The sequence below is a fragment of the Pseudactinotalea sp. genome (assembly GCF_048594945.1).
Classification (GTDB): Bacteria; Actinomycetota; Actinomycetes; order Actinomycetales; family Beutenbergiaceae; genus Pseudactinotalea.
Map to the genome: position 1 here is coordinate 1 of NZ_JBMDXJ010000490.1, position 5,684 is coordinate 5,684.

General features: G+C 70.7%; 6 protein-coding genes. 3 read left to right on the plus strand and 3 right to left on the minus strand.

Annotated features, from left to right (window positions below):
* Together ACOJSN_RS22100 and ACOJSN_RS22105 are read left to right on the plus strand one after the other, a co-directional pair.
* On the plus strand, positions 1–755 hold a 755-nt coding region (locus ACOJSN_RS22100), incomplete at its 5' end, for a sensor histidine kinase (protein WP_420114644.1).
* Positions 752–1,375 carry a response regulator gene (locus ACOJSN_RS22105; RefSeq protein WP_420114645.1) on the plus strand — a complete coding sequence of 208 codons (624 nt, stop codon included), beginning with the start codon at positions 752–754 and terminating at the stop codon, positions 1,373–1,375. The genes ACOJSN_RS22100 and ACOJSN_RS22105, both read left to right, overlap by 4 nt.
* A 133-nt stretch (positions 1,376–1,508) precedes the next feature.
* On the opposite strand, the gene ACOJSN_RS22110 is transcribed toward ACOJSN_RS22105, so the two are convergent.
* Genes ACOJSN_RS22110 through ACOJSN_RS22120 form a run of 3 tightly spaced genes read right to left on the minus strand, consistent with a single transcriptional unit; the run spans position 1,509 to position 4,480 of the window.
* Complete coding sequence (locus ACOJSN_RS22110; protein WP_420114646.1) at positions 1,509–2,657, minus strand: glutamate--cysteine ligase; 1,149 nt, start codon at positions 2,655–2,657, stop codon at positions 1,509–1,511.
* A 10-nt stretch (positions 2,658–2,667) separates the two neighbouring features.
* Entirely contained in the window at positions 2,668–3,258 is a 591-nt protein-coding gene (locus ACOJSN_RS22115) for a pyridoxamine 5'-phosphate oxidase family protein (RefSeq protein ID WP_420114647.1), read from the minus strand.
* Between the two features lie 19 nt (positions 3,259–3,277).
* Positions 3,278–4,480 (minus strand): THUMP-like domain-containing protein, encoded by a 1,203-nt coding sequence (locus ACOJSN_RS22120; protein WP_420114648.1) that lies wholly within the window; start codon positions 4,478–4,480, stop codon positions 3,278–3,280.
* A 144-nt stretch (positions 4,481–4,624) separates the two neighbouring features.
* Here ACOJSN_RS22120 and ACOJSN_RS22125 point away from each other — a divergent pair.
* Positions 4,625–5,684, plus strand: a 1,060-nt coding sequence (locus tag ACOJSN_RS22125; RefSeq protein WP_420114649.1) for a branched-chain amino acid ABC transporter substrate-binding protein, incomplete at its 3' end; no start/stop codon positions are given.

Sequence of the window (5,684 nt, forward strand, 5' to 3'; positions counted from 1 at the left end):
ACTCGATGGAGAGGTCGAACGCGGCCCGCGCCGCCGCGATCAGCGAGCTGGAGTCGCTCAACGCCGACCTGGAGCAGGCGCTCAGCGAGAACGCCCGGCTGCAGGAGACCGTGGTGGCCCAGGCGCACGAGGCCGGCACCCAGCAGGAGCGGCAGCGCCTGGCTCGGGAGATCCATGACACGATCGCGCAGTCGCTCGCGGGCGTGCTCGCCCAGCTGCAGGCGGCGCAGGAGCAACACGACCCGGACGCCGTGCGCTCGCGAGTCGATCGGGCGGCCGACCTGGCACGGGAGGCGCTCGCAGACGCGCGGCGATCGGTGATGAACCTCGCACCAGCACCGCTCAGCGGCGGTACGTTGCCCGACGCCGTGTCGGCCCTCGTGTCCGCCTGGGGTGCGCAGCACGAGGTCCGGGCCGAGGCGATCATCGCTGGCGAGCCACGGCCGTTGCACCCGGAGGTCGAGGCCACCGCGCTGCGGATCGCGCAGGAGGCGCTCTCGAACGTGGGCAAGCACGCCGGCGCCAGCCGTGTGGGCATCACCCTCACGTACGACGACGAGGAGCTCATCCTCGACGTCCGCGACGACGGCGTGGGCTTCGACCCCGCGCACGCCGCGCCACCCGCCTCGTTCGGGCTCCGCGGCATGCGGCAGCGCACCGACCGGCTCGCCGGGGCGCTCGAGATCGAGGCGGCACCAGGAGCCGGCACCGCCGTGTCCGTGCGGCTTCCGGCGCTCGCCCGGAGCGCCGCATGATCCGGATCGTGGTGGCCGATGACCACCCCGTGGTGCGCGACGGCGTGGCCTCGACCTTGTCCGCCACCGAGGGGCTCGAGGTGGTGGGGCAGGCGGAGAGCGGACCGGAGGCGGTCGCGCTCGCGGTCCGGCTAGAGCCCGACGTGGTGGTGATGGATCTGCGCATGCCGGGCGGCAACGGCGTGGACGCCGTGCGCGAGCTGCGGCGGCTCGGCAGTGCAACCCGTGTGCTCGTGCTCACCACCTACGACACCGACTCGGACACTGTGGCGGCCATCGAGGCCGGCGCGACCGGGTACCTCCTCAAGGACGCCCCCACCGAGTCGCTGGTCGCCGCGGTCCGTTCGACGGCGGCGGGTGAGGCGGTGCTCTCGCCTGCGGTGGCGAGCCGGCTCGCCTCGCACGTGCGCAGTCCGCAGGGGAGTGCGTCACTGAGTGCACGGGAGCGGGAGGTCCTGGCGCTGGTGGCGAAGGGCACCTCGAACCGGCTGATCGCCCGTGAGCTGTTCGTCAGTGAGGCGACGGTGAAGACTCACCTCGTGCACATCTACACCAAGCTCGGCGTCACCGACCGCGCCGCGGCTGTAGCTGCGGGGTATCAGCAAGGCATCCTCAGCTGAGTTTGCGCTGGTGCACCGGACGCGCTCGTCGAGGACGTTGCAGACGTGTCCAGGCGGGCGGGTTCCGCCCCGGCCGCGCAGCCGGAACGTTGTGGAAGTGATCGCGATGGCGGGTCTTGCAACGCCAGCGATGTCAGCGCGGTGGTAGGGGGCGGCCGGCGCGGAACTCCGACACCAGGTGCGCGACCACGTGCTCGAGCTCGCCACCGTGGGCGGCAGCGACGTCGCGCTGGCGCTGGTACGAGGCGCCGTTGCGCGCGAACTGCAGCACGCCGTCGAGATCCTCCGAGCAGCCCAGGTCCGCGGCGACCGGGCGAAGCGTCGCGACCAGCCGCTCGAGGGAGTCGGTGACGAGCTCCTCGTTGCCGGCCTCGTCGAGGATGACGATCGCCTCCATCCCGTACCTGGCGGCGCGCCACTTGTTCTCGGTGAGGAACCACGGGGTGATCGTCGGCAGCGTCTCGCCGGCGTCGAGCCGCCGAGACAGCCACTCCACCAGGCAGTGCACCAACGCGACGAGCGAGGCGAGCTCGGCACGGTTCGTGACGCCGTCGAAGATCCGCATCTCGAGAGTGCCGAACTCGAGCGAGGGGCGGATGTCCCAGCGGATCTCGTCGAAGGAGTCGATCACGCCGGTGCGGAGCATGTCGTCGACGTACCGCTCGAGCTGGGGCCACGCGCGGATCTCGGTGAACGGCAGCCCGGCGGTGGGGAGTTGCTGGAACAGCAGCGCGCGGTTGGAGGCATAGGAGGTGTCGCGGCCGTCCCAGTACGGGGAGGAGCACGAGAGCGCGAGCAGGTGCGGGTAGTAGGTGAGCAGCGCACCGAGAATCGGCAGCACCTTGTCGCGGCTCTCGACCCCGACGTGCACGTGCACGCCGTAGATCAGCATCTGCCGGCCCCACCACTGGGTGCGGTCGATCAGGGTGGCGTAGCGGCCCTTGTTCGTGACCTTCTGGTTCGCCCAGTGCCCGAACGGGTGCGTGCCGGCGCACATGAGCTCCACCCGCAGCGGGTCGGTGATCTCGCGCACCAGCGCGATGCTGCGATCCAGGTCCGCCATCGCCTCCGGCACCGTGCGGCACACACCGGTCACGAGCTCCACGGTGTTGAGCAGCAGCTCCTGCCGGATCGTGGGGTGCTGCGAGCCATCGGCAGGAGCTACCGCGTCGAGCACGGTCTGTGCGACCTGCCGTAGGTCGCCGGTGTCAGCGTCGACGAGTGCGAGCTCCCACTCCACGCCCAGCGTGGAGCGCTCGGAGTGCGCGAAGTCCAGGGTCACGCGCTCATCATCACGCGTGCGAGGGCTCCGCGTGCACGGGATCTGCGTCCTCTCGCTCCTCGAACGCCGGGAGCCCGTCGATGCTGGTGGCGTTCTTCTCGACGCGGTAGGCGCTGATGCCCTCGGACCCCTTGCGCTCGATGTGCCCGATCAGCATGTCGCGCTCGCTCGCGCCCTCGAACAGTGGCAGCCCGTAGCCGCAGGAGTCGGAGACACGCTCCACGTCCACCACGATCACCGACCGCGCTGCGATCGTCTCGGGGAACCGCGGCTGCCACTGCGCGAACTCGGGATCGTGCACCGAGACCACGCGGCCGCGTCCGTGTAGGCGCAGGATCTTGGGCTGCCGCTCGAAGCTGCAGAACATGATCGTGATCCGACCGTTCTCGCGCAGGTGCGCGATGGTCTCGGCGCCGCTGGCCGTGATGTCGAGGTAGGCCACCGTGCGGTCGTCCACCACAGCGAACGTGCCGTCGATGCCCTTGGGGGAGACGTTGACGCGCCCGGTGTCCGAGAGCGGCGCGGTGGCCACGAAGAACACGTGCTGCGCCTCGATGAACTGCTGCAGCCGCGGCGTGATCGCCTCATAGACCTGGCCCATGCGTTCAGCCTCGCACGAGTCAGCCCCGCAGCGGTTCCACCACCACGACACTCTGCTTCCCCGCCAGCCGGGTCAGCACGATCGTCGCCTCCTGCGTTCCCTTCAGACCCAGCTGCTGGCGCAGCTGATCCGGCACGACGGCGGTGCCTCGCTTCTTGATCGTCACTCGCCCCACGTCGCGGTCGCGCAGGTAGGCCCGCAGCCGCTTGAGCCCGAAGTCGAACGAGTCGAGCACGCGAAAACCGGAGGCGAACGGCGTGGGGCGCTCCGCCGTCGTCGTGATGTACGCGATCGAGGGATCGACCAAGGTGCCGCCGAGATCCTCGGCGAGGGGGGCCACGAGACCGGCGCGGATCACGGCGCCGTCGGGCTCGTAGAGGTAGCTGCTGAGCGGTCCGGAGTCGGCGTGGGCGGCCGCGGCGTCCGCGTCGCCGGGCCGGCTGAGCAGGTGGGCGCCCTCGGCGTCCAGCAGCAACGCGCTTCGGCCGGACCCCTCGGGTGCGAGGGGACCGAACCAGAGTCCGGCCTCGACCACGTCGCCGTCGACGCTCACCCACTGCGCGTGCGCCTGGCTCGGCAGCGCGCGGTAAGGGATGCCAGGTCCGACCTTGAGGCCCAGCGCCGGGATCTCGTGGCGGATCGCGAGCAGCGTGTCGAGATCGGGGGAGTAGGAGCGCGGGTCGAACACACGGGTGCCGCGGCGGGTCCGGCGGGCGGGGTCGGCGTACACGGCGTCCACGCCCTCGGCGGTCAGGTCCACGGCGAGCGCATCGCCCTGGCGGACCGTGACCGCCTCGAAGGCCCGCAGGTTGACCGCCGCGATCGTGGCGGTGATCTCGTCCTGCTCGACGGCGAGAACCGGCACCTCGAGCCCTGCGAGCGCCATCGCGTCGCTGCCGATGCCGCAGCCGAGATCGGCGACCTTGCGGACTCCGGCTGCGGCGTAGCGCCGGGCGTGCCGCGCGGCGACCTGCAACCGGGTCGCCTGCTCCAGGCCCGCCTGCGTGAACAGCATCTCGTCGGCGAACACGCCGAACTTGCTGCGGGCCCGCGTGCGCAGTCGGCTCTGGGTCATCACCGCGGCCACGAGATCGGGATCCACGCCGCGATCGCGCAGCCCGGAGGCGAGCTGAAGAGCGCCGTCCTCGTCATAGGGCGGCATCTTCGACAGCAGGCTCCACCCCTCGGGGCTCAGCAGCAGCTCGATCGCACGCACGTCCACGGGGCACGATCCTGCCAGCCCCCGTTACGAGTACGTAACGACTGCGCAGGTCAGGGGTGCGTGCTTGACTCGTGGTGTTAAGTTTCGGGCCACCCAATCCGATCGGGCGAAGCTGCCCGGCACACACCTCCCGCGGAGGAACGAATGTCCCGATCCACGACCATCTGGCGCACCGCAGGACTCCTGGCGGCAGCCGGACTTGCACTGGCCGCTTGCGGCACCACCGGCGGAGACGGTGGCGGCGGAGGCGACGGCGATGGGGGCGACGGCGGCGGCGGAGGCGAAGACTGCTCCGGCGTCCTCGCATACGTGGGACCGCTGACCGGACCGGCAGCCAACCTCGGCGTCAACATCGTCAACGGCAGCCAGCTCGCGCTCGAGCAGTTCCAGGAGGCGAACCCCGACTGCGAGGTGTCGATCGAGCGAGCCGACACCCAGGGCGACCCGGCCCAGGCGACCAACCTGGTCTCGGAGATCGTCAGCAACAACGACATCGTCGGCGTGATCGGCCCCACCTTCTCCGGTGAGACCGCAGCCACCGGCGAGGTGTTCGCGCAGGCGGGCCTGGTCACGGTGTCACCGTCGGCCACCAACCCCGATCTTGCGTTGAACGAGTGGGACACCTTCCACCGGATCATCGGTAACGACGACACCCAGGCACCCGCCGTCGCGACATACCTGCAGGGCGTCGGCTCCGCGGGTGTCTTCGTGATCGATGACGCCTCCGAGTATGGGGCTGGGCTCGGCGGAGGTGTCGAGGAGGCTCTCGGCGACCTCGTGGTGGGCACCGAGACGATCCAGGTCGGCGACACGGACTTCGGTCCCGCCGTCACCGCCGTCAACGCCTCCGATGCTGACGCGGTCTACTTCGCCGGCTACTACGCCGAGGCTGCCGCCCTCGTGGGCCAGCTCCGGTCCGGCGGCTACGACGGTCTGTTCATGTCCGGTGACGGCACCCTCGATCCGGGCTTCGTCGACGGTGCCGGCTCGGCGGCCGACGGCGCCGTGCTGACCTGCCCGTGCGCGCCTGCCGACGACGAGTTCGCCGCGGCCTACGAGGCCTCGGCTGGTCAGGCTCCCGGCACGTACTCCACGGAGGGCTACGACGCCGCGAACATCCTGTTGCAGGGGCTGCTCGAGGGGAACACCGACCGTGAGTCGCTGCTGGAGTGGGTGAACAACTACGACGCCGAGGGCGTCACCA